This window comes from Neisseria sp. DTU_2020_1000833_1_SI_GRL_NUU_006, assembly GCA_032388755.1.
Taxonomy (GTDB): Bacteria; Pseudomonadota; Gammaproteobacteria; order Burkholderiales; family Neisseriaceae; genus Neisseria; species Neisseria sicca_C.
Genome location: CP135593.1, coordinates 1215306 through 1240999 on the forward strand (window position 1 = coordinate 1215306; position 25694 = coordinate 1240999).

General features: G+C 49.5%; 20 protein-coding genes and 2 pseudogenes. 11 read left to right on the plus strand and 11 right to left on the minus strand.

Features of this window, described 5'->3' with window-relative positions; all coding sequences use genetic code 11:
• Positions 1 to 41: 41 nt before the first annotated feature.
• Positions 42 to 1871, minus strand: a complete 1830-nt coding sequence (locus tag RSJ68_05975) for a DUF262 domain-containing protein (GenBank protein ID WNU98260.1) — start codon at positions 1869 to 1871, stop codon at positions 42 to 44.
• Between the two features lie 79 nt (positions 1872 to 1950).
• Complete coding sequence (cas3, locus tag RSJ68_05980) at positions 1951 to 4233, minus strand: CRISPR-associated helicase Cas3' (protein WNU98261.1); 2283 nt, start codon at positions 4231 to 4233, stop codon at positions 1951 to 1953.
• A 751-nt stretch (positions 4234 to 4984) separates the two neighbouring features.
• On the opposite strand from cas3, the gene RSJ68_05985 reads away from it, so the two are divergent.
• Together RSJ68_05985 and RSJ68_05990 are read left to right on the plus strand one after the other, a co-directional pair.
• Positions 4985 to 5194 carry a heavy-metal-associated domain-containing protein gene (locus tag RSJ68_05985; GenBank protein ID WNU98262.1) on the plus strand — a complete coding sequence of 70 codons (210 nt, stop codon included), beginning with the start codon at positions 4985 to 4987 and terminating at the stop codon, positions 5192 to 5194.
• A 79-nt stretch (positions 5195 to 5273) separates the two neighbouring features.
• A complete protein-coding gene (locus tag RSJ68_05990; protein ID WNU98263.1) occupies positions 5274 to 6803 on the plus strand; it encodes an ABC transporter permease/substrate-binding protein in 1530 nt (509 codons plus the stop codon).
• 102 nt (positions 6804 to 6905) lie between these two features.
• Here RSJ68_05990 and RSJ68_05995 read toward each other — a convergent pair.
• From RSJ68_05995 to RSJ68_06030, 8 genes and pseudogenes are all read right to left on the minus strand, one after another.
• A pseudogene (locus tag RSJ68_05995) lies at positions 6906 to 7535 on the minus strand (IS30 family transposase).
• A gap of 88 nt (positions 7536 to 7623) precedes the next feature.
• On the minus strand, positions 7624 to 8346 hold the full coding sequence (locus tag RSJ68_06000; protein ID WNU98264.1) for a thermonuclease family protein: 723 nt from the start codon (positions 8344 to 8346) through the stop codon (positions 7624 to 7626).
• Between the two features lie 69 nt (positions 8347 to 8415).
• On the minus strand, positions 8416 to 9087 hold the full coding sequence (rpiA, locus tag RSJ68_06005; protein WNU98265.1) for a ribose-5-phosphate isomerase RpiA: 672 nt from the start codon (positions 9085 to 9087) through the stop codon (positions 8416 to 8418).
• Positions 9088 to 9157: 70 nt separating this feature from the next.
• Positions 9158 to 9637 (minus strand): 2-C-methyl-D-erythritol 2,4-cyclodiphosphate synthase, encoded by a 480-nt coding sequence (gene ispF / locus RSJ68_06010; protein ID WNU98266.1) that lies wholly within the window; start codon positions 9635 to 9637, stop codon positions 9158 to 9160.
• Between the two features lie 251 nt (positions 9638 to 9888).
• Entirely contained in the window at positions 9889 to 11748 is a 1860-nt protein-coding gene (ilvD, locus tag RSJ68_06015) for a dihydroxy-acid dehydratase (GenBank protein WNU98267.1), read from the minus strand.
• A 303-nt stretch (positions 11749 to 12051) separates the two neighbouring features.
• Positions 12052 to 13506: a LutB/LldF family L-lactate oxidation iron-sulfur protein gene (locus RSJ68_06020; protein WNU98268.1), complete on the minus strand. Its 1455-nt coding sequence runs from the start codon at positions 13504 to 13506 to the stop codon at positions 12052 to 12054.
• Positions 13503 to 14204, minus strand: a complete 702-nt coding sequence (locus tag RSJ68_06025; GenBank protein ID WNU98269.1) for a lactate utilization protein C — start codon at positions 14202 to 14204, stop codon at positions 13503 to 13505. The genes RSJ68_06020 and RSJ68_06025 overlap by 4 nt, the downstream gene beginning before the upstream one ends.
• Positions 14201 to 14980 (minus strand): (Fe-S)-binding protein, encoded by a 780-nt coding sequence (locus RSJ68_06030; protein ID WNU98270.1) that lies wholly within the window; start codon positions 14978 to 14980, stop codon positions 14201 to 14203. Before RSJ68_06030 ends, RSJ68_06025 begins: the two co-directional genes overlap by 4 nt.
• A 427-nt stretch (positions 14981 to 15407) precedes the next feature.
• Here RSJ68_06030 and RSJ68_06035 point away from each other — a divergent pair, with 427 nt between their 5' ends.
• On the plus strand, positions 15408 to 16817 hold the full coding sequence (locus tag RSJ68_06035; protein WNU98271.1) for an MFS transporter: 1410 nt from the start codon (positions 15408 to 15410) through the stop codon (positions 16815 to 16817).
• 287 nt (positions 16818 to 17104) lie between these two features.
• A complete protein-coding gene (locus tag RSJ68_06040) occupies positions 17105 to 18658 on the plus strand; it encodes a YdgA family protein (protein WNU98272.1) in 1554 nt (517 codons plus the stop codon).
• Positions 18659 to 18950: 292 nt separating this feature from the next.
• Here the strand turns inward: RSJ68_06040 and RSJ68_06045 are convergent, their stop codons facing one another.
• Entirely contained in the window at positions 18951 to 20492 is a 1542-nt protein-coding gene (locus tag RSJ68_06045) for an OFA family MFS transporter (protein ID WNU98273.1), read from the minus strand.
• A 147-nt stretch (positions 20493 to 20639) separates the two neighbouring features.
• On the opposite strand from RSJ68_06045, the gene RSJ68_06050 reads away from it, so the two are divergent.
• The 7 genes and pseudogenes from RSJ68_06050 (at position 20640) to trxB (ending at position 25566) form a co-directional block, all read left to right on the plus strand.
• On the plus strand, positions 20640 to 20942 hold the full coding sequence (locus RSJ68_06050; protein WNU98274.1) for a hypothetical protein: 303 nt from the start codon (positions 20640 to 20642) through the stop codon (positions 20940 to 20942).
• Positions 20943 to 21084: 142 nt separating this feature from the next.
• On the plus strand, positions 21085 to 21813 hold the full coding sequence (locus tag RSJ68_06055; GenBank protein WNU98275.1) for a hypothetical protein: 729 nt from the start codon (positions 21085 to 21087) through the stop codon (positions 21811 to 21813).
• Positions 21814 to 21977: 164 nt separating this feature from the next.
• A complete protein-coding gene (gene hemB, locus RSJ68_06060) occupies positions 21978 to 22979 on the plus strand; it encodes a porphobilinogen synthase (GenBank protein ID WNU98276.1) in 1002 nt (333 codons plus the stop codon).
• A 185-nt stretch (positions 22980 to 23164) separates the two neighbouring features.
• Positions 23165 to 23275, plus strand: a pseudogene (locus RSJ68_06065) (IS5/IS1182 family transposase).
• A 24-nt stretch (positions 23276 to 23299) separates the two neighbouring features.
• A complete protein-coding gene (locus tag RSJ68_06070) occupies positions 23300 to 23596 on the plus strand; it encodes a helix-turn-helix domain-containing protein (protein ID WNU98355.1) in 297 nt (98 codons plus the stop codon).
• On the plus strand, positions 23500 to 24396 hold the full coding sequence (locus RSJ68_06075) for an IS3 family transposase (protein WNU98277.1): 897 nt from the start codon (positions 23500 to 23502) through the stop codon (positions 24394 to 24396). Before RSJ68_06070 ends, RSJ68_06075 begins: the two co-directional genes overlap by 97 nt.
• 219 nt (positions 24397 to 24615) lie before the next feature.
• Entirely contained in the window at positions 24616 to 25566 is a 951-nt protein-coding gene (gene trxB / locus RSJ68_06080; GenBank protein WNU98278.1) for a thioredoxin-disulfide reductase, read from the plus strand.
• Positions 25567 to 25694: the final 128 nt, after the last annotated feature.

Below are 25694 nucleotides of genomic sequence, written 5' to 3' on the forward strand. Positions count from 1 at the left end.
GAAAATGACCGCACTTTTGCTTATTGACCTAATCCTTTCTATTAAGCCCAAATCATTTTGGCAATTTTAAATAACAGCATATGGCGTTCTTCTAATGCATTTCGATCAAATTCATTAATTGCCTTTAATTCGTTTAATTCGTGTTCTTTCTTAAACCGTTCCAGATCAAGATTAGATTTGTAGAAATCCTCTCTCAATGTCTCATTCCAAAGCAAAGTGCCAGAATAAGTTTTTAATTTTTGTTGATAAACCTCATTGCTGCTAGAAATATTATCTTTTCCTTTTAATAACAAAATTCCACCTAATCTATTTCTTTCAACAAGAAAAGTATCTTCATCTTCAAAATGTTTTTGGCTTTCTTCATTTCGAGATAGGATGTGCTCGATATGAAAACCATTCTTAGCACCTGTTTTTGTAACCAAATCTTCATAAGTATGCCGCATTTTTACATTAAACTGCTCTGCAAGAAATCCTTCTACCCGAGCAAAGAAATAGCGTTTAAAGCGGGTATTTAAATTATCTCCTGTCGTTTTAAATAAGGAATAGATCATTGATTCTTCAGATGTTGTTTTATCTTTTAATGCGTCCTTCAGCTCTTTATCGAATGCAGAACGGATAATTTCGTTGTTATCAGCATTGCGAATGCTTGCTGCAATCCTATGTAATGCCTCTTGGAAGTCGTTACTTTCATAAACGCTCTGAAGTTGCAGTAAAGAAAACAGTCTGTCTGTTTCTAGTGCAATTTTTTTAATTTTCTCCTCTTCTTTCTCATCATTAATCTTACAGGCTGACAGCCCCAATAAAAATACACCATCAATGTCATTCAAGCGGTTAAACGCAAATCCACCTATTTCATCTTTTTTAAGATGAGTTGATAGTTTCACATATAAATCTGCATAATAAGTAAAATCGTTATCCAAGAAATCCATAACACCTTGTGGATTATGATCCAGTTTTAAATTTTGCTGAAACTCACTTGAAAACATTAATCGATGATAATCGCCGTCATAACGTTTAGCATCACTACGATTTTGACTAAAACGGGCTTTTAAATAAAAACGGAAAAAACGATCGGTCTCATCATCAGATAACTGATTAATTGCACGAGTTTTATCTTCCCAAAGTTGGTTATATTGCTTCTTATCCAAGATAATCTTATCAATTTGTCCAAGTAACTTACCTTTGAGAATTTCGTAAGGCTTCAAGCGTACTCCTCGGTCATTAATAACTTCAAATACCATAGGAACATCTGTCTGTTCTACAGATAAATTAATCAATACCAAGCGACGTAAAAAATAAAATATAAATGTTTCTAATTGATGTTTTCCATCTATATTTTGCTCTAGCCAAGATTTAACTACCTTATAGTTTTTAACCATATTTTCAGCAGTTAGTCCACTATTTGTTGGTGCTTCGTCAATCTGCTCTTCAAATAATGCCTCCAGCGTTAACAAATGAGCCTCATGTCTCATCCAAAAAGTTTTCTTATAGCCTGATTGACCGAATATTTTACTTTTTACCCAATCAGATAGCTCACTCTTATTAGCGATCGCCTTATGATACAAGTTTAATAAGATCAAAGTTAAAGTTGTTAATCGTTGCTGTCCATCTACAACATAAACCCTTCCATCTATGGTATTAGTTACATAAGTATTTAAGTAATACCACGGATATTTACTGTCAATAACTTGTTCATCAGGAGGCAAGCTACTATTCTGTTGGTAGACTTCATTAAATTTATAAAAAATATCATCTAACAACCTTTTTACTGGTTCTTGTGTCCATTTATATTCACGTTGATAAAAATCAATGTAATATTGAGTATTACTAAAAACTTTATCTATATTTTGTTTATCAGGGGAAATATCCATAATTTTTTCCTTTGGTTAAGTTAATAAATATCTAAAATAAGAGTAGTAATACATCTACCCATCTCAGCACTTAGTTTACTCAAAAAACTAAATTCTCAGTTTTGATAAAAGCATTATCCTCCCAACTCAATCCCGCCACTTCATCATACAAATCCAGCCCAATCAGCGTATAAAACTGTTTACCGAAGTTTTTCTCGTTAATTGGTTCAATACGTCCTGCTTTATATAAAGCGGCAAGGGCTTTTTCGGGGATTTGGACGGTATAGGGTTGCAGTTTGCGTAGCAGCCCGCCGATGTGGTCGGCGTGGTGCAGGCTGCTAATGAGGTTTTCGGCATCGACATCGAACGGAATAATCAGCGGCTGCATATGGCTTTCGATCATGCGGAACTTATCAGCGATGGTTTGGAATGGGAAATCGAGGTTTTGCCCTGTATCGTTGTGCATTTTCAGGATTTTTTTATTGTCCAGTTCGCTGCCTTTTAATTGATAAAGCTCGGCGAAGTAGGCGGCGACGGCTTGGGTGGATAAGAGGTCGTCTGAAAAGCTGTCGGCGGTCAGGCGCATAACGGCGGCTTGGGCGGCAAGTTCGGGCGGGGCTTTCCATTGTTCTTCAGGCGCGAATATCCAGACAAAGCTGTTTTCAGACGGCCTTTTGCCTTCGCGGTTGCAGCGTCCTGCGGCTTGGGCAATGCTGTCTAAACCTGCTTCGGCGCGCATCACCAGCGGAAAATCCACATCAACGCCGGCTTCAATTAAGGAGGTGGCGATAACGTGGCAGGGTTCGTCCTTTTTCAGACGGCCTCGGATTTCATCGAGTTTTTGGCTGCGGTGTTTGGCGCACATTAAGGTGGTCAGGTGGAACGTGCCGTCAAGGTGTTTGGCTTGGTCGTACAGGCTGCGGGCGTGGCGGCGGTTATTGACGATGACGAGCATTTGTGGGTGTTCGGTAAGTTTGTCGAGCAGGTCGGCGTCGGTTTGTGTGCCGATGTGTTGCACGGTGGTGCGGCGCAGTTTGTCAAAAAGTGCGGTCGGTTTTGGGGCTATTTCGCGCACGTTTTCAAAGCCGCGATAGAAGCCGTTTTCGGCTTGCACAGCTGGCTGGGTGGCGGTGCACATGACGACGCTGCAGCGGTAGTTTTTCGCCAATTCTTTGATGGCTTGCATGATGGGCAGCAAAAGACTGAGCGGCAGCATTTGCGCTTCGTCGAGGATGATGACGGAGCCTGCGATGTTGTGCAGCTTGCGGCAGCGCGAGGAGCGGTCGGCAAAGAGGGATTCGAAGAATTGCACGGCGGTGGTCACGACAATCGGCGCGTCCCAGTTTTCCGAGGCAAGGCGCAATTTGTCTTTGGTGGCCTCATTTTGCAGTTTGCCATCGTCGAAGGTGCTGTGGTGTTCCAACACGGCTTGTTCGCCCAATTCGCCAAAGGCTTTGCGGAATTCGGCGGCATTTTGTTCGATGATGCTGGTAAACGGGATGACGTAAATCACGCGCCGCATACCGTGCCGTTTGGCGTGTTCCAGCGCAAATGCCATGGAAGTGAACGTTTTGCCGCCGCCCGTCGGCACGGTGAGCGTGAACAGCCCTTGCGGTTGTGTCGCTTGTTCTACGGCATGATCGAGAATTTCGCTGCGCAGGCGGTTTAAGGCGGCATTACGTTTTTCGGCTTCGGTTTGCGCTGTAGCTTGGGCGATACGTCGTCTGAAATCGTTGATGAATTGATTGAAATTGTGTTGTAAGGCGTTTAACTTAGGATAATCGCCGCGCTTGACGGCTTTGTTTTCTAGGTTTGAATAAAAGGCTTCAGTATCAAGATAATCAGCATCCACCAAGCAAGAATAGAGCATTCGGGTGAAGAAGGCGTATGAGAAAAAAGGATGATGCGCATCGGCTTTAAGTGGAGGTGCAGGCAGTTTTTGAGGGAGTTTGATTTCTTGTTGCCACAGGTTATCGAGGGCGGGAATATCTGCGCCAAATTGCAAGGCTAAACGATCCTTTAACGTGTGGCGGTTATCGCCTTCTCCATTTCCATTTGCTAATCCGGCATGGTGCCCTGCGATGCAAAACGCCATCAGTTTGCCGATAACATTTCCCCAACGCTCGACTGCAATTTTGGCTCCGGCGGTAGCATGATCAACTGGAGAGCCACCATGCAATCGGTGATTAAAGGCTTCCGAATATTTCCCTAAGTCATGAAGCCGTCCCGTCTGGCGGGCAATTTCCTGCGCACCGAATACTCGAGCAAACTCTGCCGCCATTTCCCCAACATTTACCAAATGACTTTGCAAGGTTTGCCAATGTTCGTAAGGCAAGAGATTGCCGAGTTCGTCTTGGGCGGAATGGGCGTAGTAGGTCATCATCTAGATCCCCTTGGGTATTCTCACAGCCGGAGACCTTTGCAATAACATGAGTTATTAAAATTTTATGCTCAATACCATTTTCAAAATGAGAAACCTCCCTGATTTCTTCTATTTTTTTTCTCAATATCAGAAAGGTTTTAGCCAATTGAAAATTTTTTAGCACATTTTTATGCGTCAAATTTTGTTAACAGACTATTTTTGCAAAGGTCTCAGCCGGGCTATTTCTGTTTTCTGCCATCTGTCTTTGCAAAGACAGGCTGCGGGAGCCAGTTTGTTTTACGGATATGGGCGATGCAGTCGCAATTCACATCGATTCTCCAAATTTGAAACGTACAAAGCCTTAACAAACAAGCCATATAAATAGCTTGAGGTTGAAAAATCGGAAATCTGCGGAAAGAGGTCGTCTGAATGACAGATAAAGTAGATAGTTGGGAATTTATAATGTCATTATTTTATTCGTTATAATTATCCGAATATAATACATTACTTATAATTAATAAATAACAATATCAATCTGACTACTTGTGAGCAATGGAACAAATCAAACGTAGCGTGATGGCTTAGCATAATAAACGGTGAGAATCTAACGATACTATGTTTTCAGACGACCTGCTTGACTTTGCCCCTACATTTGGGGTTATAGTTGATTGGATTTGAATTATGGCTTGCTTCTCTGCCTCATCTTGATTTTTGTTAATTCTTCATATTTTATTGTTTTTTAGACTCAATTCGTTCACAGAAAGGAAATCCTATGGAAACCCTTACCCTCAATATCGGCGGTATGACCTGCGGCGGCTGCGTGAAAAGCGTTACCCGTATTTTGGAAAACACGCAAGGCGTTGCCAAAGCTGAAGTCAGTTTGGATAACAAAAATGCAGTCATTGAATTTGATCCTGCAAAAACCAATCCCGAAGCGTTGATTGAAGCTATCGAAGATGGCGGATACGACGCAGCTTTGTAACTTTTTAAGGTCGTCTGAAAAATATTTTCAGACGACCTTTTGATATAGTTGAAGTTCTTTTTTGTTTGAATAGCGGCTTATGTTAAATTTACTTCCCGCACCGCCAGCCGAGTTGTGGCAGGCGACGCTTGAACACCTCCGCCTCTCCCTGATTGCCCTGCTTTGCGCCGTCGCGCTTGCCGTACCGCTCGCCGTATGGCTGGCGGACAAACGGCGTTGGGCGGAAGGTGTTTTGCAGGTAACCAATATCCTGCAAACCATTCCGTCTCTCGCGCTGCTCGGCTTGCTGATTCCCTTTGTCGGCATCGGCTCGCCGCCGGTTTTGATTGCGCTGACGCTCTATGCCCTGTTGCCGATTTTTCAGAACACCTATCTCGGTTTGAGCCAAATCGATCCCGCCATCAAAGAAGCGCACACCGCGTTCGGCTTGTCCCGTTGGCAGGCGTTGTGGCGCATTGAATTGCCGATGGCGTTGCCTGCCATGATTTCCGGCATCCGCACCGCGTCCGTATTGATTATCGGCACGGCGACACTCGCCGCGCTTATCGGTGCAGGCGGTTTGGGCAACCTGATTTTGCTCGGCATCGACCGCAACAACATGGCGATGACGTTTACCGGCGCGCTGTTGTCCGCCCTGCTCGCCGTATTGGTCAGCGGCGGCATCGGCATACTGCAAAAGTCCAAGCACAAAATGCCGATTACCGCCGCCCTGCTTGCCATCCTTATCGCCATCAGTTTGGCACCGATTTTTCAAACGAACCCATCCGAACAAAAAATCACCATCGCAGGCAAGCTCGGCAGCGAACCCGACATCCTCATCAATATGTACAAACAGTTGATTGAAGAAAATAATCCGCGCGCGCAGGTGGCGCTCAAACCCAATTTCGGCAAAACCTCATTCCTGTTCAACGCCTTAAACAGCGGCGAAATCGACATCTACCCCGAATTTACCGGTACCGTCCTCGAAAGTCTGGTCAAAGTCCCTGCCGAACAGCAAAACCGCCGCCTTTCCCCCGAACAGACCTACCAAACCGCCAAAGACCTGCTCGCCCAACAACAGCGGCTGACCTTTCTGCCGCCGATGGCATACCAAAACACCTACGCCCTCGCCGTCAGCCAAGACTACGCCGCCGCGCACAACCTGCACAAAATCTCCGACCTCAAACGCGTGCAAAACCAAATCCGCGCCGGCTTTACCCTCGAATTTACCGACCGCGCCGACGGCTACAAAGGTCTGCAACAACATGGCATACAGTTTAGCCGCCTCTCGACGCTCGAACCCGCCCTGCGCTACACCGCCCTGCTAAACGGCAAAATTGACCTCGTCGAAGCCTATTCCACCGACAGCGACCTCAAACAATACCGCCTCGCCGTCCTTTCGGACGACATCGCCCTGTTTCCTTCCTATCAAGGCGCGCCGCTGATGAAAACCGAGTTTGCCGAACAGCATCCCGACATCGTGAACGCATTGAACAAACTGGCAGGCAAAATCAGCGAAGCCGAAATGACCGAAATGAACTACCGCGTGAAAGTAGGCGGAGAAAAACCGGCAGATGTGGCGCGGGATTATTTGCAGAAAAACGGTTTGATAAACGATAAGGGCAAATGATTCAGGTCGTCTGAAAAACAGGTTCATGTTATTGAAACGGGTTTTCAGACGACCTTGAATTCGGATTTCAAGTGCAACACCAGGGTACAGGTCGTTGGAACAGGACAAAAATAAAACACTTGGCGTTTCGCAGCCAAGTGTTTTTCTCGGCCGGTGGTTCAACTCATCTTGAACCCTACGTATCTACCGATCGCTGATGTTTCGGAAATCGGTTTGTTTAGGGAAATATTGTCGGATGAGTCCGTTGGTGTTTTCATTCAGTCCTTTTTCCCAAGAATGGTAAGGGCGGCAAAAATAGGTTTTCGCTTTCAATGCTTTGGCTATTTTGGTGTGTTGGTAGAACTCTTTGCCGTTATCCATGGTGATGGTGTGGACTCTGGCTTTATAGACCTTTAATACCCTAATGGCCGCCCGGGCAGTATCTTCAGCCTTTAAGTTATCCAATTTGCTGATGATGGTGTCGGCTTCCCAATCGCCGATGTGGGATTTTTAGTCGACGACGGCGGGTCGGTTTTCTATGCGGTTGCGCACTTTGCATCTGAGTTTGTGGCAGATAAGGGGGGCGATGCGCTGAATCAGCTGCGAATCGAGCTTATAGGGTTTTCGCTTGCGCTGTTTGGTAAGGCGGCTTTGCCGTTGTGCGTTTTCGGCACTGTATTGCTGTCCTTTGATGCAGTGCCGCTTGATTTCGCGGCTGATGGTGCTTTTGTGGCGGTTGATCTGTTTGGCGATTCTGTTATGGAAAGTTGCATTTCATTCAAATGCGAACCCGCCGTCGTCTGAAAAGTTTTCAGACGACTTCTTGCTTTATATTTCCTTCTTACCAAATCCCCAACCATTTTTCTTCCGATTTTGAGTTTCCGCGTCCTTCTTGTGCTTCGCGTTCCTTTCTTCGGAAATCCCAGGGTGCTTGCGGATTTCTACCGCTCCACAAACCTTTACGTTTTTGTTTTGCCTGCTTTTGGGCGGCGGCGTAATCGGTATAGGCGGTTTTGCTTTGCTGTTTTCTGGCATAGCTGTCGTAATGCCATGCCGCGCCGTCGCGCAGCTGCACAAGGTTCAAATCGGTTGCTCCAACGGATACCTGCGCAACTTCGCGTTGGTAGCGGTCTTTTTCGAATACGCGTACTTTCACTTTTTTGCCGTCAGCCGCGGCAATAAGGTTGTCGCGCGAACGTGTGCCGTATGCCTGATTGATTTCGGGCGCGTCGATATACGCCATGCGGATTTTGTGTTTTGCACCGTCTCCGTCGATGACATGAAGGGTATCACCGTCGTGGATTTTGATGATTTTTCCGTGATAAGTATAGGGGGCTTTTTTATGTATGCCAGTCTTGTCCACTTCGTTTTCAGACGACTTTGGCCTGATTGTATCGGTCAGTAGCGCACCGACGGCCTCTAAGCCGAAATGACGGCTGTCTGTAATATCGGAAACAATCTGAACGCCTGATTGAACAAGTTCGGTATCGCGTGAGCTGTAACCCAATGCGCCCAATACAGACAGGAAAACGGGCAGCCATTTGAGCATGGTGGTGGTCTTCATAATTTGAGAATGATAAGGTCGTCTGAAAATCGATATTGGTTTTCAGACGACCTTTGCTGTTTATTGCCTTTAATTTTGTCCGGGCTTGATGACTTTGGCGCCCTGCTCTGTGCCCAAGATCAACAAATCCGCGGCATTGCGGGCGAAGATGCCGTTTTCGAGAACGCCGGTGATGCGGTTGATTTCATCTTCCATAGTCAGCGGACGGTCGATATTCAAGCCATAGACATCGACAATTTGGTTGCCGTGGAAAGTGGTGTAATCTAAGCGCAATTCGGGCTGTCCGCCCATTGCCAAAAGTTTGCGCGACACCAGCGAACGCGCGCCGGGCAATACTTCTACGGGCAGCGGGAATTTGCCCAAGCGAGATACATACTTGCTTTCGTCGGCGATACAGATGAATTTGTCAGACGCACTGGCGACGACTTTCTCGTTCAGATGCGCACCGCCACCGCCTTTAATCATTTGCAGCATATGGTTCACTTCGTCCGCGCCGTCAACATAGACAGCCAGCCCCATCACATCATTCAGCGATACTTCGGGGATGTCGTATTGCGCCATCAGTTCGCTGGACTTTTTAGAAGTCGAAACCGCGCCTTTGATTTTTTTGCCGCTTTTGCCCAACGCTTCGATAAACATATTGACGGTCGAGCCAGAGCCGATACCGATGTATTCGTTTTCGGGTACGAATTCCACCGCTTTCTCAGCGGCAATGCGTTTCAATTCATCTTGAGTAGCCATGAGTTCTCCTTAATGGGATGTGGGTCAATAGGATTATCTTAACATTTTCATGCCGTTTGTGCTTGCCTGCTTACGCTTTTTCCAGCAACACCGCCGCTTGCGCCTCGATGGCTTCCATGCGACCCAGATAACCGAGCTTTTCGTTGGTTTTGCCTTTAATGTTCACATAGGTCGTCTGAATGCCCAAATCGGTGGCAATGTTGGCGCGCATGGCGGGAATGTGCGGCGCGAGCTTGGGCTTTTGCGCGATGATGGTCGTGTCCACGTTCACAACGCGCCAGCCTAAAGCCTGCACGCTCTTATATGCTTCGCGCAATAATAAGCGGCTGTCGGCATCTTTAAACTCGGCGGCGGTATCAGGGAAATGGCTGCCGATGTCGCCCAAGCCCGCCGCACCGAGCAATGCGTCGGTAATCGCGTGCAAAAGCGCGTCGGCATCGGAATGACCGAGCAGGCCTTTTTCAAACGGAATATTTACGCCGCCGAGAATCAAATTGCGACCGTCGACGAGTTGGTGGACATCGTAGCCTTGTCCGATACGGATATTCATGTTTTGTCCTTTTTTCAATGTCAGGTCGTCTGGAAAACGGGTTTCAGACGACCTGACATATGGGTATCAAAGTTTCGCAGCCTTTTGCCTAATTTTCCATCAGATACCCGCTTGAAACTTTTTCAACCGATACAAGCAATAAAATAAATCGCTGAGAGATAAGTCATGGATACGGTTTCGCCGTAAACATTGATTCAAACAGAAAAAAGGCAGGAGCGTTTCCGATGGCCTCCTGCCCGTAATATACCGAATCAGCGTTCGATTTGCGACACATCGCGCACCGCGCCTTTGTCGGCGGAGGTCGCCATGGCGCCGTAGGCGCGCAGGGCGGCGGAGACGTAGCGGTCGCGGTTTTCCGGTTTCCACGCTTTGCTGCCGCGTGCTTCCATTTCGGCACGGCGTTTTGCGAGTTCTTCGTCAGACACTTTCAGGTTGATGCTGCGGTTGGGGATGTCGATTTCGATGGTGTCGCCTTCGTGCACCAAGCCGATTGCGCCGCCTTCCGCCGCTTCGGGCGAAGCATGGCCGATGGAGAGGCCTGATGTGCCGCCGGAGAAGCGTCCGTCGGTCAGCAGGGCGCAGGCTTTGCCCAAGCCTTTGGATTTCAGGTAAGAAGTCGGATACAGCATTTCCTGCATACCCGGGCCGCCTTTCGGGCCTTCGTAGCGGATGATGACGATGTCGCCGGCGACGATTTGGTTGCCCAAAATGCCTTCGACGGCGGCTTCTTGACTTTCAAACACGCGGGCGCGGCCGGTGAATTTGAGAATGCTCTCGTCCACGCCTGCGGTTTTCACCACGCAGCCGCGTTCGGCGATGTTGCCGAACAAGACCGCCAAACCGCCGTCTTGCGAGTAGGCGTGTTCGACGTTGCGGATGCAGCCTTTTTGGCGGTCGAGGTCGAGGGTTTTCCACATGCGGTTTTGCGAGAACGCTTGGGTGGTGCGCACGCCGCCGGGCGCGGCTTTGAAGCGTTCGATGGCGTGGGTGTTTTCAGGATTGGTCACGTCCCATTGTTCAATCGCGTCTTTCAACGTCGGTGCGTGGATGGTGTACACGTCGGTGTGCAGTTTGCCCGCTTTGTCCAATTCTTTCAGGATGGCGAAGATGCCGCCCGCGCGGTGCACGTCTTCCATGTAGTAGTCGTGATTGTTGGGCGCGGTTTTGCAGATGCAGGGCACGACGCGGCTTAAGCGGTCGATGTCGGCCATTTTGAAATCGACACCCGCTTCGTTGGCGACGGCGAGCAAATGCAGGATGGTGTTGGTGGAGCCGCCCATGGCGATGTCCATAGTCATGGCGTTTTCAAACGCTTTTTTGGTGGCGATGCTGCGCGGCAACACGGTTTCGTCATTTTGCTCGTAATAGCGTTTGGTGATTTCGACAATCATGCGGCCCGCTTCGAGGAACAATTCTTTGCGGCCTGCGTGGGTGGCGAGGTAGGAGCCGTTGCCGGGCAGGGACAGGCCGAGCGCTTCGGTCAGGCAGTTCATGGAGTTGGCGGTGAACATGCCGGAGCAAGAGCCGCAGGTCGGGCAGGCGTTTTGCTCGACTTCTTCGACTTGCTGGTTGCTGACATTGTCGTCCGCCGATTCAATCATGGCGTCAATCAAGTCCAAACGGCGTTCGGGCTGGATGTTGGCCACGCCGATGACTTTGCCCGCTTCCATCGGACCGCCGGAAACGAAGATGGTCGGAATGTTCAGGCGCATGGCGGCAATCAGCATACCCGGGGTGATTTTGTCGCAGTTGGAAATGCACACCAGCGCGTCGGCGCAGTGGGCGTTGACCATGTATTCGATGGAGTCGGCAATCAAATCGCGGCTGGGCAAGGAGTACAGCATGCCGCTGTGTCCCATGGCGATGCCGTCGTCGATGGCGATGGTGTTGAATTCTTTGGCGATTGCGCCGGCTTTTTCAATTTCGCGGGCAACCAGTTGGCCCATGTTGTGCAGATGGACATGGCCGGGCACGAATTGGGTGAACGAATTGGCAACGGCGATGATGGGCTTGCCGAAGTCGGTTTCCATCACGCCGGTGGCGCGCCACAATGCGCGCGCGCCCGCCATATTGCGGCCGTGAGTAGAGGTTTTGGAGCGGTAGTCTGGCATTTTGCATTCCTTTATTTATATGATAAGGCCGTATCTAACAGGCAGGCTTCGCATTCTGAAATGCGCTGAAATGATTGCCTGCGACCTATAAAAATAGTTTGGTATTTTATACCAATTATGTTTGGCAAAGAACTGCTATTTTGTAGTAAAACTAAGCAGTATTTGCTTATCCTGTGTTTGCTTCAATAATAAACAGAAGGTCGTCTGAAATGCTTCTCAGACGACCTTTCTAACTTTTCACAAGAAAAAACTTAGACACATATCATGTTCAAATATGGGTCATTGCCCTTATGATTTTCAGCTTTACGCTTTTTCTTTTTGGCGCATTTTTTCCGCCATTATTTCATGCAGCGTTTTTTTGGCAGGTTTCATCGGAACGCGGTTATCCGTCCAGCCCAGTTGCTTGCTCGGTGTCAATGCACGGAATTTGGTAGCCGCCCAACCGAAGGCGCGGTAGGCCTTGCTGCCGCTGAAAATACCGTTGAATGTGCGCCATGCCATTTGTTCGCCGAAGGTATGCGATGCACCTTGTCCGCGGATAGGATGCGGCACGACTTCGGACGGCGAACGTTGTGCTTCGACACGCAAACGCTGCATTTGTTCGGTAATCGGGATGCGTACCGGACAAACTTCCACGCACGCGCCGCACATCGTACAGGCGGTCGGCAGGTCGCGGGTGGCATCCAGACCCAACAGGTGCGGAGAAATAATCTCGCCGATAGGACCGGGATAGGTTGTGCCGTATGCCGCGCCACCGATACGGGTATAAACCGGACAATGGTTCATACACGCGCCACAACGGATACATTGCAAGGTGCGGCGCATTTGATCTTCGGCATAGGCTTGACTGCGGCCGTTGTCGAGCAGAACCAAGTGCATTTCCTGCGGGCCGTCTAATTCTTCACTACGGCGTGGGCCGGTAATCATGTTGAAATAGGTGGTAATGTTCTGACCGATGGCAGAACGCGGCAGCAGGCTGTACAAGGGAGGAATATCGGACAATTTCGCCACAACTTTTTCAATACCGGTAATGGCGATATGCACGGGCGGTACGGTAGTACTCAAGCGACCGTTGCCTTCGTTTTCCACCAGACACAGCGTACCTGTTTCTGCAACAGCAAAGTTTACGCCACTCAAACCGACATCGGCAGTGCTGTAAATATCGCGCAGGGCTTTGCGGGCGAAGCCGGTCAGTTGGTCTACGTCGTCCGTAAGCGGAGTTCCAAGATTTTGGTGGAAAAGTTCGCTAACCTGTTCTTTGGTTTTGTGGATAGCAGGCATCACGATATGGGTCGGTTTTTCGCCTGCCATTTGGACGATAAACTCGCCCAAGTCGCTTTCCACTGCTTTAATGCCTTTTGCTTCAAGATAATGGTTCAGCTCGATTTCCTCGCTGACCATCGATTTGCCTTTGACCATCAGCTTGCCGTTTTTGGCAGTAATGATGTCGTGGATGATTTCGCAGGCTTCGGCCGGCGTTTCCGCCCAGTGTACTTTTACGCCCAGCTTAGTCAGGTTTTCTTCCAATTGCTCCAGCAGGGCGGGCAATTTAGACAATGAGCGCTGACGGACGTGTTCGCACAAATCACGCAGGTTTTGCAACTCTTCTTCGTCGGACAAAACGGCTTTACGCTTGGTCATCAGCATATCCATCGCGGTACGCAGACTCTTACGCAAAGGCTTGTCTTGAAGGGAAATTGCGGCGTTTTGTTTGAAAGTTTCCGGCTTCATGTGGAACTTGATGGTTTGCGTAGTCATGCGTTTTCCTCCAAATCGGCAGGGGAAATGTGGTCAGGCAGGATGGCGAGAATGACCAAATCACGCGGACCGTGTGCGCCATAAGCAAGCGTCAGTTGGATGTCTGCGGTTTTGGACGGGCCGGAAATCAGGAAAACATTGGTCGGCATACCGTTTTCCACCAGTTTTTCACCTTCGACAGCGTTGTGAAATTCGTTATACATTTTCGCCGTATCAAACAGGCAGAAATGCACGGGCGGAACAAGGCTCAACGTACGCGGCTCTTCGGGGCTGGAAAACAGCATCAGCGTACCGGTGCGGGCGATCCCGCATTGCGATCCGCTAAAGCCTGCATCGATGTTCGCGAAGAACTCGGTTTTCCAAGTATCGATTTCGCGTTCGAAAGCAATCGGTTCGATATTGCTGTCCACCAGCGCGGCACGGGCGATTTGTCCGTGTTCGGTCGCTAACGACAGCAGGATGTTTTTCAAACCTTTGCCTTCGGCTGCTTGACGGAATACTTGCGGCCAGCCGGTTTTGGTCACCCAATAAATTTCGGTTTTGACGGCGCGCATAGCGGCAGCCCAATGTTTCAGACGCTCAACTTCGTTGTCCCAAGAAACACCCATTTCACGGTAATAATCAAAAACCGCAGGCTCTTCCATCGGCAATGCGTCGGCTTTTTTCAGTTTTGCCAAAATATTTTCGCGCGCGCTCATGCTTTGCCTCCGGTACGTTCCAACAAGAAGGATGCGATGTGTTTCGGACGCGGCATATTCGGTTCGTCCTTAGCGATTTTGCCGCCGATGTTCATCATGCAGCCGCAGTCCGCGCTGATAATTTCGGTCGCACCGGTTTCTTTTAGCGCGGCAACTTTGTCTGTTACCATCGCGCCGGAAATATCCGCTTGTTTGACAGAGAATGTACCGCCAAAGCCGCAGCATTCGCTTTCATGGTCGTGAACGATACGTTCAACGTTTTCCATACCGTCAATCAACTGCCAACCTGAAATATGAACGTTCATTTCGCGGCGGGCGGCGCAGGAAGTGTGGACGGCGACTTTGACCGGCTCGCCTTTGTCTTCAGGCTTGTAGCCGATGGCAAGCAAGAAATGAGTAAACTCAATGATGCGGTTGGCACAATCAACCGCTTTGGATTCGTATTCTGTATTTTTAAACAGGGTAGGCCAGTGATGTTTCATCATGCCGCCGCACGAGCCGGACGGTACGACGATCAGCCAGTTTTCAGGGAAAAGGTCGAGTTGCGCTTTGGCGACATCAAACGCCTCGGTCGGATGGCCGGAAGAGTAGGCGGGTTGGCCGCAGCAGCTTTGCGCCATCGGGTAATGAACCCGTATGCCTTGCTGCTCGATTAAAGTAATGGCATCCATGCCTGCTTCGGGCATGAAAAGATCGAGGACGCAGGTGCCGAAGAAATAGACATCCGTCGGCTTGCTGTCGAATGTAGTGATTTTGGGTGGGGTGATTGCGCTCATTTTTTCGTTAACGGGAGTACCCGTTTTTCTTTGTATAAATAGACGGCTACTTTAAGTAATTGCATGTAGGCGGTCAAGTATAATTTTAAAAAATAATATTGGAATCGGATGACTGCTAAAACCTAATACCCACATATCTTGAATCGTCCTTATATATGTTAATTGTTATCATTATAATCAATCTCTAATATATTCATAATTAAACAATACTCGAAATAAATTACTTATGAACTCACTGCCGCTATAACGACTGTCATTCCATCACTCAACTTCAAAGGTCGTCTGAAACTCATCGCTTAAAAGTACATTGCTCAAACAATATTCTAAAACTGAATCAGATTAAAAATATTATTTGCCAATAGCTGCCTTTTGCTACCCTTACCCTCTTTCAGACGACCTCCTGCCAAATCAGTTACAATTCATCCCTATGAACAAAACCGAATCAAATGTTTCGGAAACGCCGCCCGTCCGCCCGTCCCGATGGCTGCCCCTGCTGTTGGCGATTGCGATTTTCATGCAAATGCTGGACGCGACGATTCTGAACACCGCCCTGCCCGAAATCGCCAAAGATTTCAAAGTATCGCCACTCAATATGCAGCTGGCGGCGATTTCCTATACGCTGACCGTTGCCCTGCTGATTCCTTTAAGCGGCTATTTGGTGGACAGGTTCGGCACTAAAAACGTATTTTTCGGCTCAATCGGCATTTTTATGCTCGGATCGGAATTGTGTGCGGCGGCAGCCAATCTGCCCATGCTGGTGATGGCGCGGGTGATTCAGGGCATAGGCGGGTCGATGTTGGTACCCGTACCGCGCCTGACGATTTTGCGCGTGTACGACAAATCCCAACTCTTAAACGCCATCAACTATGCCGTCATGCCCGCGCTGATCGGACCAATATTCGGTCCTTTGGTCGGCGGCTATTTGGTCGAATACGCATCTTGGCATTGGATTTTCCTGCTAAACCTGCCCATAGGGCTGCTCGGTGTCTTGCTGGGCTGGCGGATTATGCCCGATGTCAAAGGCGAAAATACCGCGCTGGACTTGAGCGGCTACCTGACTTTCGCTTCGGCGGCGTGTCTCTTGATGTTGGCAGTGGAAATGGTGTCCCACTCTGGCGCGGTTTGGTTTTCGCTCTTGCTCGCGCTCGGCGGCACGGCATTCGCCCTGCTCTACTACCGCCACATGAAAACCGCCGCCAACCCGATTTATGCGGCGGATTTGTTCCAAGTCCGCACCTTCCGGCTGGGTCTGACAGGCAATCTGTTCAGCCGGCTCGGCATCAGTTCCATCCCCTTTTTGCTGCCGCTATTGTTTCAAGTCGCGTTCGGCTTTGCCGCCAGCGTATCCGGCTGGCTGGTCGCGCCCGTCGCTTTCGCCTCGCTTGTTGTCAAACCGCTCATCAAGCCCCTGATGTCGCGCTTCGGCTACCGCAGCGTGTTGATTTGGAACACGCGCCTCCTCGCCATACTGATTATGCTGCTTGCCCTACCCGACGCCGACACGTCCTTAAGCGTCTGGATAATCCTGCTGCTCCTCATCGGCACCTGCAACTCCATCCAGTTCTCCGCCATGAACACCCTGACCATCGCCGACCTGCGCGCACACCAAACCGGCAGCGGCAACAGCCTGATGGCGGTCAACCAACAACTCGCCATCAGCCTCGGCATTGCGCTCGGCGCGCTTATCCTGCAAAACTGGTCGCAAAGCAGCTTCACCGCAGGCAACCTCCATCTCTCATTCCGCCTCACCCTGCTTTCCATCGGCTTGATTACACTCGTCTCCAGTACTATATTCAGCCGCCTGCACATTTCCGACGGACGCAACCTAACCGACTGAACATTTCCCCAAACCTTAAAGGTCGTCTGAAAGATATTCCACGCTTTTACCCGCACCACCCATCCGTCAAAGCAACTGACGGAAACAGTAAAAACTGCATTTGAACATCATTTGAAACCTAATACAGACATATCCAAACACTACCCGCCAACACCTACCGAACAATCGAAAAAACAGCCCAAAAATTTTCAGACGACCCATATTCTTCACAGGAAGCCGCCACACCAAAAAGACAAGCAAAGCAAAAAATGCTATGCTTAATGCTTTCAATCTGTGTGTCTGAAGCAATGAAAAAGTATCTTATTCCGGTTGCTGCCGTAGCCGTAGCAGCCGCACTTGGCACCCCCTACTACCTCGGCATCAAAGCAGAGGAAAGCCTTACCGCACAACAAAAACTCTTACAAGAATCCGGTTTTCTAACCGTAGAATCGCATCAATACGAACGTGGCTGGTTCAGCGCAACGGAAACCACCGTTATCCGCCTGAAACCTACTCTTCTTCAAAATACGCAAAAATACCTTCCCGACAACCTGAAAACCATCCTGCAAGAGCCGATTACGGTTATCAACCACATCAGCCACGGACCGTTTGCCGGCGACATAGGCACTCAGGCGCACATCGAAACCGAGTTCAAATATCACCCTGAAACCGAAAAAGCATTATCACGCTTCTTCGGCAAACAAACGCCGGTAACGATGAGCAACACCATCTATTTCAGCGGCAGCGGCAAACTGGATTTGAGTATACCCGCTTTCGATTACGAAGAGCTTTCCGGCATCAAGCTGAACTGGAAAGGTCTGAGCGGGCATACCGACTATAAAAAAGATTTCCAAAGTTATAGCCATGACTATCTGGCTCCCTCCCTTCAAGTCAAACTGGCGGACAAGGGCGACATTTCTCTGGAAAACCTACATTTCCAATCTGAAACCACAAGCGGCCTCAACAAACTGTCTTTAGGCAAAAGCAGCACTACGCTGGATAAATTCCTGCTCCAGTGGAAAGACAACATCGATTACAACATCAAGCTGAATGAATTGGTGAACTTAGTTACCAATCTACAAATCGGCGCGTTTATCAATCCGACAGGCAGCATCCCTCCGTCAAAAATCAAAGTCAGCAAACTGAAATTTGAAACCGATACTCACGAAGCGGAAAAGTTCATCAACAGCGAAGGCCGCTTCCAATTTCAAGACCTGACTTACGGCGACGAAAAATACGGCCCGTTGGACATCAATATTGCCGCCGAACACTTGGATGCCTCCGGCCTTCTTGCGCTGAAAAATAAATTTGCCGAAATTGCAGATAAAAAAATGAGCGAAGAAGAAATCCAAAACGCCTTGATACAGACCGCCAAGAACGAGGCTTCAAGCCTGTTTACCAATAATCCTATCTTAAATGTTAAGACCTTCAAATTCACGATGCCTCAAGGTGATGTCGATGTCAGTGGCAAACTGCTGTTTAAAGGTCTGGCAACAAAAGATTTGAACAGCCTCAGCGATATGCTGAAAAAAACCGAAGCCGGATTTGACATGGCGGTTCCGCAAAAACTGCTCGAACAACTGGCAATCAGTCAGGCACGCAGTATTTTCAGCGTCAATCCCGACGATGAGGCAAATGGGCAGGCAGGTATCGAAGACGTTACCGAAACCCTGCGTCTAATGGTGGACAGCACCATCCGCAGCATGGCGGACGAAAAATATCTGACGCTGGAAAACGGTACGGTCAAAACCAAGATGACTTTGCAAAACGGTGAACTGAAGCTCAACGGCAAAGTCCTTCAAAGCGATCCCGAACCGGATTTTGATGAGACGGATATGGTTTCCGAACCATCCCATCCATAAACCGAAAGGTCGTCTGAAAATTCAGACGACCTTTTTTCTTAGCGGGTTTAATTTATAGTCAATATACAAAATAAGAATGACTTTTTCGTTATTCCTCGAGGCATAAGGAGTCTGATTTTTAGAAATATTCAAAAATCGCCTTAATTTCGAATTTCCAAACTCCTCTCCACAAAAATGACTGGATGGAGAATCTCATATAAACCCGCTATATCGACACAGCCTCCAATCATAACCAATATCAAAAAGGTCGTCTGAAAACTTTTCAGACGACCTTTTGCTCATCAATCCGCTTTTAACGGAACAAGCCCAATGCCTTAACGAACACCATCACCACGCCGTAAACCAGCGGGACACCGACCAAAGCCCAACGCCACCAAACCGAAAAACCGCCTGCCGCAACTTTTTCCTGCAACAAGTAGGCATCGGAAACAGCAGTTTCGTCATCGGGGTTGCTGCTGTGTGCTGCTGTTTTGATGTCGGTTTCGTGGTGTTTTTCATGCACGGATTTGACGGCAAGGTTACACAGCAAACCGACAATCAATAATCCTGCCATGATATACATGGTAACGCCGTATGCCTGCGCGGCGGGAACACCGCTGTCGATTTGGCTTTGGCGGATGTAGTTCACCAAGACCGGCCCGATAACGGCAGCGGTTGACCACGCCAGCAAAATACGCCCATGAATCGCGCCGACTTGATAAGTGCCGAACAAGTCTTTCAAATAAGCCGGAATCGCGGCAAAACCGCCGCCATACATGGAAATGATGACGCAGAATCCAATAATAAACAAAGCCTTGTTTCCGCTCTCGCCAATGGACGGAATAGCAAAATACAGCAGCGAACCGAGTACGAAAAAGATGGTGTAGGTATTTTTACGTCCGATTCTGTCGGAAACGCTGGACCACAAAAACCGCCCGCCCATATTGAACAGGCTCAAAAGGCTGACGAAACCTGCCGCCGCCCCCGCGCCGATTGCCGCTTGTTTGCCGACCGACGCTTCTGAAAACAGCTCCTGAATCATGACCGAAGCCTGTCCCAAAACGCCAATACCGGCAGCTACATTCAGGCACAACACCCAAAACAACAGCCAAAATTGCGGCGTTTTCATCGCTTGGGAAACATTGACATGATTGCTGCTGACCAACTTGTTTTTAGTTTTAGGCGCGATATAGCCTTCAGGTTTCCAACCCTCCGCCGGCACGCGGATGGTGAATGCGCCGAACATCATTAACACAAGGTAAAACAGTCCCAACACGACAAAAGTCGGCGCGACGCCGACCGACACGTCGTCTGAAAACGCATTCATCAATGATACGGACAAAGGCGAAGCAAGCATTGCACCGCCGCCAAATCCCATAATCGCCAAACCCGTCGCCATGCCTGGTTTGTCGGGAAACCACTTCATCAAAGTGGACACAGGACCGATATAGCCCAGCCCCAAGCCGATGCCGCCGATCACGCCGTTGCCCAAATAGAGGAGAAACAGATTATGCGTACCGACGCCGAGTGCCGACACAAAAAAGCCCAAGCTGAAACAGCACGCCGCGACAAACATCGCCTTGCGTGGGCCGACACGCTCCATCCAAGTGCCGAACAAAGCAGCAGACGCGCCCAACATAGCCAGCGCGATACTGAAAATCCAGCCCACAGTCGTCAGCTTCCAATCTCCGGCTGCCGATCCGGTAATGCCGATAAGCTTGGTCAGCGGCGCGTTAAACACGGAATACGCATAAATCTGCCCGATGGCAAGATGCACCGCCAAAGCGGCAGGCGGCACCAGCCAACGGTTGAAACCCGGCTTGGCAATCGTCGCCTCACGGTCTAAAAATTTCATAAAAGCCTCTTGATGTCGAATGAAAAACAGCGTTCTCCGCGAGGAAAACGCCTTAAATTGTTGACAATATTGTACCACGCTTCCGCATGGGCTTTACTCCGCTTAACATGAGTTTTTTGAGTAAGAAAGATAAAAATCATTCATAATATGGACTTACTCCCACCTAATCATGCACGCTCCAACATGACTTTTATCGCCCTCACCAATATTTTTCTGATTGTCTTATTCGTTTTCACCATGCTGTTCGTTCGGTGGCGCAACCGTAAACTCAAGCAAGCATACCTCGCACGGCTTCTGAAACAGCCCGAAACTTTCGAATGGCTCTCACGCAATCTGAGTGATAACAATGCCGAGGATATTCAGGCAATCCGGACGCATTTCGGTTTGCCATTACAGGAATCCAAACAGCTTATTAATATTTTCCGCAGTCAAAATCCCGGCAAAAGGTAATGTAATGATTCTTTTCAGACGACCTTTACCCCTTTAAACAACCATTCACCCCTAAATTCCTCCGTTTGAAAAATATTTTGCTATTGGTTGTATTTCTATGTTAAATAATACAATCTACCTCTAATAAAATAATAGTTCCATCATGACACATATTACCCTTAAAACACATATTCCTTGCATTCTGCTCGCTTCCGTATTGCTCGCCGGCTGCCAAAACTATCAGGCAGATCAAAGCCGCCGCAGCAAAATCGCGCAATTCGCCATCAATCATCCCAAGGCAGCGCAAACGATAGGCGTAGAAGACAAAAATTCGACCAACCTGACCAGCAATGCTGCCCGTTTTGCCAGACGCACAGGTTTAGACGACCGTGCCAACGGCGAAGGGCGCGGGACGCAGGTCAATGCCGTCCGCCAGGCATTATGGCAGGCCGCCATTTCCTCCCAATTCGACAGCGAAATTGCAGACAGGGCGGGCAATGCCTACCTGTCCGACATGGAAATCCGCGAAGGCAAAACCGACTATTACAGCCGCTTCCTCGCCGATCAAGCCGTCGATCAGCGCAATAACCGTATCGGACGCAGCATTGGCAGCGGCAAACCCGGTGCGGACATGAAAACCATCCTGCAAAGTGTTTTGTTCTACTACCATAAAGTCGGACTGTGGACGGCTTCCGAAGTCAAAGCATCCAACCGTAAGGTGTGGCGTATCAGCCAAGAAAAACTGAGTGAAGCAGAATATCGGCGTGCGCTGGCAAACATCGAACCGCTGAATGCCGACGGCATGTTTCCGAACGAACAACGCATCCTAAAAACAGATGCGCTCGAAGAAATCACAAAAGTCTTCAGGGCGATTACCCGGGTAGAAGACTGATTTTCTATCAGATAACCTTCCCGATTCCGAAGGTGCTTCAGTAATCCTCCAAAACAGCGTAAACTGTCGCAAACCCATTTTCAGACGACCCCTGCTTGCAAAGAGGTCGTCTGAAAACATTTCTCCTGCCGATTCAGCCGTTTCCAGAAGGACAAAGGACGATTATGAACTTCCCACCGCGTTACGTTTCCGCCACCCGTATGCGCCGCATGCGCAAAGACGACTTTTCCCGCCGCCTGATGCGCGAACACACCCTGACCGCAGACGATTTGATTTACCCCGTTTTCGTACTCGAAGGCAGCAATCAGGAAGAAGCCATCCCCTCCATGCCCGGCGTAAAACGGCAAAGCCTCGACAAATTATTGTTCACCGCCGAAGAAGCCCTCAAGCTCGGTATCCCCATGCTGGCACTCTTCCCCGTCGTTACCCGAAATAAAACCGACTTGGCGGAAGAAGCCTACAACCCCGAAGGACTCGTTCCTACCGTCGTGCGCACCCTGCGCGAGAAATTCCCCGAACTCGGCATCATGACCGACGTCGCCCTCGACCCCTACACCATCCACGGGCAAGACGGGCTGACCGATGCAAACGGCTACGTCCTCAACGACGAAACCATCGAAGTTTTGGTGAAACAAGCCTTGTGCCATGCCGACGCAGGCGCGCAGATCGTCGCCCCGTCCGACATGATGGACGGCCGCATCCTCGCCATCCGCGAAGCCCTTGAAGACGCAGGACACATCCACACCCGCATCATGGCGTATTCCGCCAAATACGCTTCCGCATTTTACGGCCCGTTCCGCGATGCGGTCGGCAGTTCCGGTAATTTGGGCAAAGCCGACAAGAAAACCTACCAAATGGACCCCGCCAACACCGACGAAGCCCTGCACGAAGTCGCCCTCGACATCCAGGAAAGCGCGGATATGGTGATGGTCAAACCCGGACTGCCCTATCTTGACGTTGTCCGTCGCGTCAAAGACGAGTTCGGCGTACCGACTTACGCCTACCAGGTTTCCGGCGAATACGCCATGCTTCAAGCCGCGATTCAAAACGGCTGGTTGGACGGTGAAAAAGTCATACTCGAAAGCCTGCTCGCCTTCAAACGCGCCGGTGCCGACGGCATCTTGACCTATTACGCCGTCGAAGCAGCCAAATTACTGAAAAAATAAAACACACATAACGGCATTGGTTTTCCTGTAAGTTAGCCCAATGCGCTGGATATAGTAAATTCGGCAAAAGGCTGGTTGAAAGGCAAAAGGTCGTCTGAAAATTTGAACTGCACCCCAAAAGTTGGACACATCCCCTCCAACTCACAATGTGCAGTTTTTTTATGAGCAAATATACATTACACTTCAAATATAGTGGATTAAATTTAAATTAGGACAAGGCGACGAAGCCACAGACAGTACAGATAGTACGGCAAGGCGAGGCAACGCCGTACTGGTTTAAAGTTAATCCACTATACCAAGCCGTACTCCACTACCTGCATATACGCAGCCAACAGCGTACCGCAGACCACTACGGCATTTCCCGAACCCACCTGAGACGATGGATACGCGCCTATCAAGAAGGCGGTATCGGCGCACTCGAACATCCCCAATCCAAAACCATGCCCCAACACCGCAAAAACCCCTTCATCGCCGACAAACCCGACCAAGAAAAAACGCAGGCAGAGCTTATCGAAGAGTTGTGCTATATGCGCGCAGAGGTTGCCTATCTAAAGGAGTTAAAAGCCCTCAGCCAAAAGCGGACCGAAAAGGACAAAGCCAAACCGTCCAAACACTGAGGGCGCAACACCCGCTCAAATACCTGCTGCACATCGCACACCTGCCCAAAAGCAGCTTTTACTACCACCACCAAGACCGGCCCGACCCCGATGCAGCCGACAAAGCCCTCCTTGTCGAAACCTACCGGCGGCATAAAGGACGCTACGGGCAAAGGCGCATTGCCGCCGCATTGGGTTGGAACCGCAAAAAAGCGGCGCGGCTGATGAAGCAGTTGGAACTGAAAGCCCTCATACGGGCGAAAAAAGCCTACCGCCATCCCGCCATGGGCGAAATATCGGAACACCTCCTCAAACGTCTTTTCACAGCCGAAAAGCCCAACGAGAAATGGCTGACAGACGTGACCGAACTCAAAGGAAAGGACGGCAAACTGTACCTCTCTCCGATATTGGACCTGTTCAACCGCGAGATCGCCGCCTACGCCATGAGCCGCAGAGCCGACAGCGAAATGGTGAAGGAAATGCTCGAAAAAGCCGCACCCCGTCTGACTGCTAAAGGAACGATTCTTCATTCGGACCAAGGCGTGCTGTACCGTACGGCGGGGTATAGGGAATTGCTTGCGGGGCATTCCATGGTTCAAAGCATGTCGCGAAAGGCGAACTGTTGGGACAATGCGCCGATGGAGAGTTTCTTTGCGGTGTTGAAGACGGAGTGTTTCTATAACGCAGGTGAATTGACGGTAGATGAATTGATGAAGCAGATAGATGACTATATGGATTACTACAACCGGGAGCGTTGCAGTTTGAAATTGAAAAAGCCGAGTCCTGTCGCATACAGAACCCGGCTTGCACAGAGCGCCTGAATAGGCTTTTATGAGTGTCCAAGATTTGGGGGCCAGTTCAGTTTTCAGACGACCTTTCTTGAATACACTTTCCCGATAACTGATTTACCATTCACAATCGACCCTTATCAATTTCAATACTGCCAGCATATCCCAATAATCCCAACGGACGCAGCTTAGATTTTCAAGTAAAATCTACCCTGTCTGAAACACACTCAATCTCTCAGTAAGGAAAACATCATGAGCAACCATCACAAACTCATCATCCTCGGTTCAGGCCCCGCCGGCTACACCGCCGCCGTCTATGCCGCCCGCGCAAACCTCAAGCCCGTCATCATTACCGGCGTCGAACAGGGCGGACAACTGATGACCACCACCGAAGTCGACAACTGGCCCGCCGATGCCGAAGGCGTACAAGGCCCCGAACTGATGGCGCGTTTCCAAGCCCATGCCGAACGCTTCGGCACCGAAATGATTTTTGACCAAATCCACACCGTCGATTTGCAAAACCGCCCCTTCACCCTAAAAGGCGACATGGGCGAATACACCTGCGACGCCCTGATCGTCGCCACCGGCGCATCCGCCAAATATCTGGGGCTGCCCAGCGAAGAAACCTTTGCCGGCAAAGGCGTATCCGCTTGCGCGACCTGCGACGGTTTCTTCTATAAACAGCAAGACGTAGCCGTTGTCGGAGGCGGCAATACTGCCGTAGAGGAAGCCCTTTACCTCGCCAACATCGCCAACACCGTTACCCTGATCCACCGCCGCGACAGCTTCCGCGCCGAAAAAATCATGGTGGACAAACTCATGCAGCGCGTTGAAGAAGGCAAAATCATCCTCAAGCTCAACAGCAATCTGGACGAAGTCTTGGGCGATGAAGGCGGCGTTACCGGCGCTCGTCTGAAACACAATGACGGCACTACCGAAGACATCGCCGTCAAAGGCGTTTTCATCGCCATCGGCCATAAACCCAACACTGACATTTTCAAAGGCCAGCTCGATATGGACGAAACCGGCTACCTGAAAACCAAAGGCGGTACAGGCGACAACGTCGGCGCGACCAACATCGAAGGCGTATGGGCGGCAGGCGACGTCAAAGACCATACCTACCGCCAAGCCATCACCAGCGCAGCTTCAGGCTGCCAAGCCGCACTGGATGCCGAACGCTGGCTCGACCGCCAAGGGTTGTAAAACATCTCTGTATTGTATGGAGTAGAAACCAGTTCGATTAGACTCATTCCAAACAAGCTGCTAACCCGATGTCCATATGACATTTTAAAAATTAAACATAAGAAAAAGTCGTCTGAAAATCCTAATCC

Excerpts from the sequence above, each read along its gene's own strand:
- ispF (WNU98266.1), bottom strand. The coding sequence starts at position 9,637 with ATGAATATCCGTATCGGACAAGGCTACGATGTCCACCAACTCGTCGAC.
- RSJ68_06000 (WNU98264.1), bottom strand. The coding sequence starts at position 8,346 with ATGAAGACCACCACCATGCTCAAATGGCTGCCCGTTTTCCTGTCTGTA.
- RSJ68_06030 (WNU98270.1), bottom strand. The coding sequence starts at position 14,980 with ATGAGCGCAATCACCCCACCCAAAATCACTACATTCGACAGCAAGCCG.
- RSJ68_06025 (WNU98269.1), bottom strand. The coding sequence starts at position 14,204 with ATGAGCGCGCGCGAAAATATTTTGGCAAAACTGAAAAAAGCCGACGCA.
- RSJ68_05985 (WNU98262.1), top strand. The coding sequence starts at position 4,985 with ATGGAAACCCTTACCCTCAATATCGGCGGTATGACCTGCGGCGGCTGC.
- ilvD (WNU98267.1), bottom strand. The coding sequence starts at position 11,748 with ATGCCAGACTACCGCTCCAAAACCTCTACTCACGGCCGCAATATGGCG.
- RSJ68_06050 (WNU98274.1), top strand. The coding sequence starts at position 20,640 with ATGGACTTACTCCCACCTAATCATGCACGCTCCAACATGACTTTTATC.
- RSJ68_06020 (WNU98268.1), bottom strand. The coding sequence starts at position 13,506 with ATGACTACGCAAACCATCAAGTTCCACATGAAGCCGGAAACTTTCAAA.
- rpiA (WNU98265.1), bottom strand. The coding sequence starts at position 9,087 with ATGGCTACTCAAGATGAATTGAAACGCATTGCCGCTGAGAAAGCGGTG.
- RSJ68_06040 (WNU98272.1), top strand. The coding sequence starts at position 17,105 with ATGAAAAAGTATCTTATTCCGGTTGCTGCCGTAGCCGTAGCAGCCGCA.
- cas3 (WNU98261.1), bottom strand. The coding sequence starts at position 4,233 with ATGATGACCTACTACGCCCATTCCGCCCAAGACGAACTCGGCAATCTC.
- trxB (WNU98278.1), top strand. The coding sequence starts at position 24,616 with ATGAGCAACCATCACAAACTCATCATCCTCGGTTCAGGCCCCGCCGGC.
- RSJ68_06035 (WNU98271.1), top strand. The coding sequence starts at position 15,408 with ATGAACAAAACCGAATCAAATGTTTCGGAAACGCCGCCCGTCCGCCCG.
- hemB (WNU98276.1), top strand. The coding sequence starts at position 21,978 with ATGAACTTCCCACCGCGTTACGTTTCCGCCACCCGTATGCGCCGCATG.
- RSJ68_06055 (WNU98275.1), top strand. The coding sequence starts at position 21,085 with ATGACACATATTACCCTTAAAACACATATTCCTTGCATTCTGCTCGCT.
- RSJ68_05990 (WNU98263.1), top strand. The coding sequence starts at position 5,274 with ATGTTAAATTTACTTCCCGCACCGCCAGCCGAGTTGTGGCAGGCGACG.
- RSJ68_05975 (WNU98260.1), bottom strand. The coding sequence starts at position 1,871 with ATGGATATTTCCCCTGATAAACAAAATATAGATAAAGTTTTTAGTAAT.
- RSJ68_06045 (WNU98273.1), bottom strand. The coding sequence starts at position 20,492 with ATGAAATTTTTAGACCGTGAGGCGACGATTGCCAAGCCGGGTTTCAAC.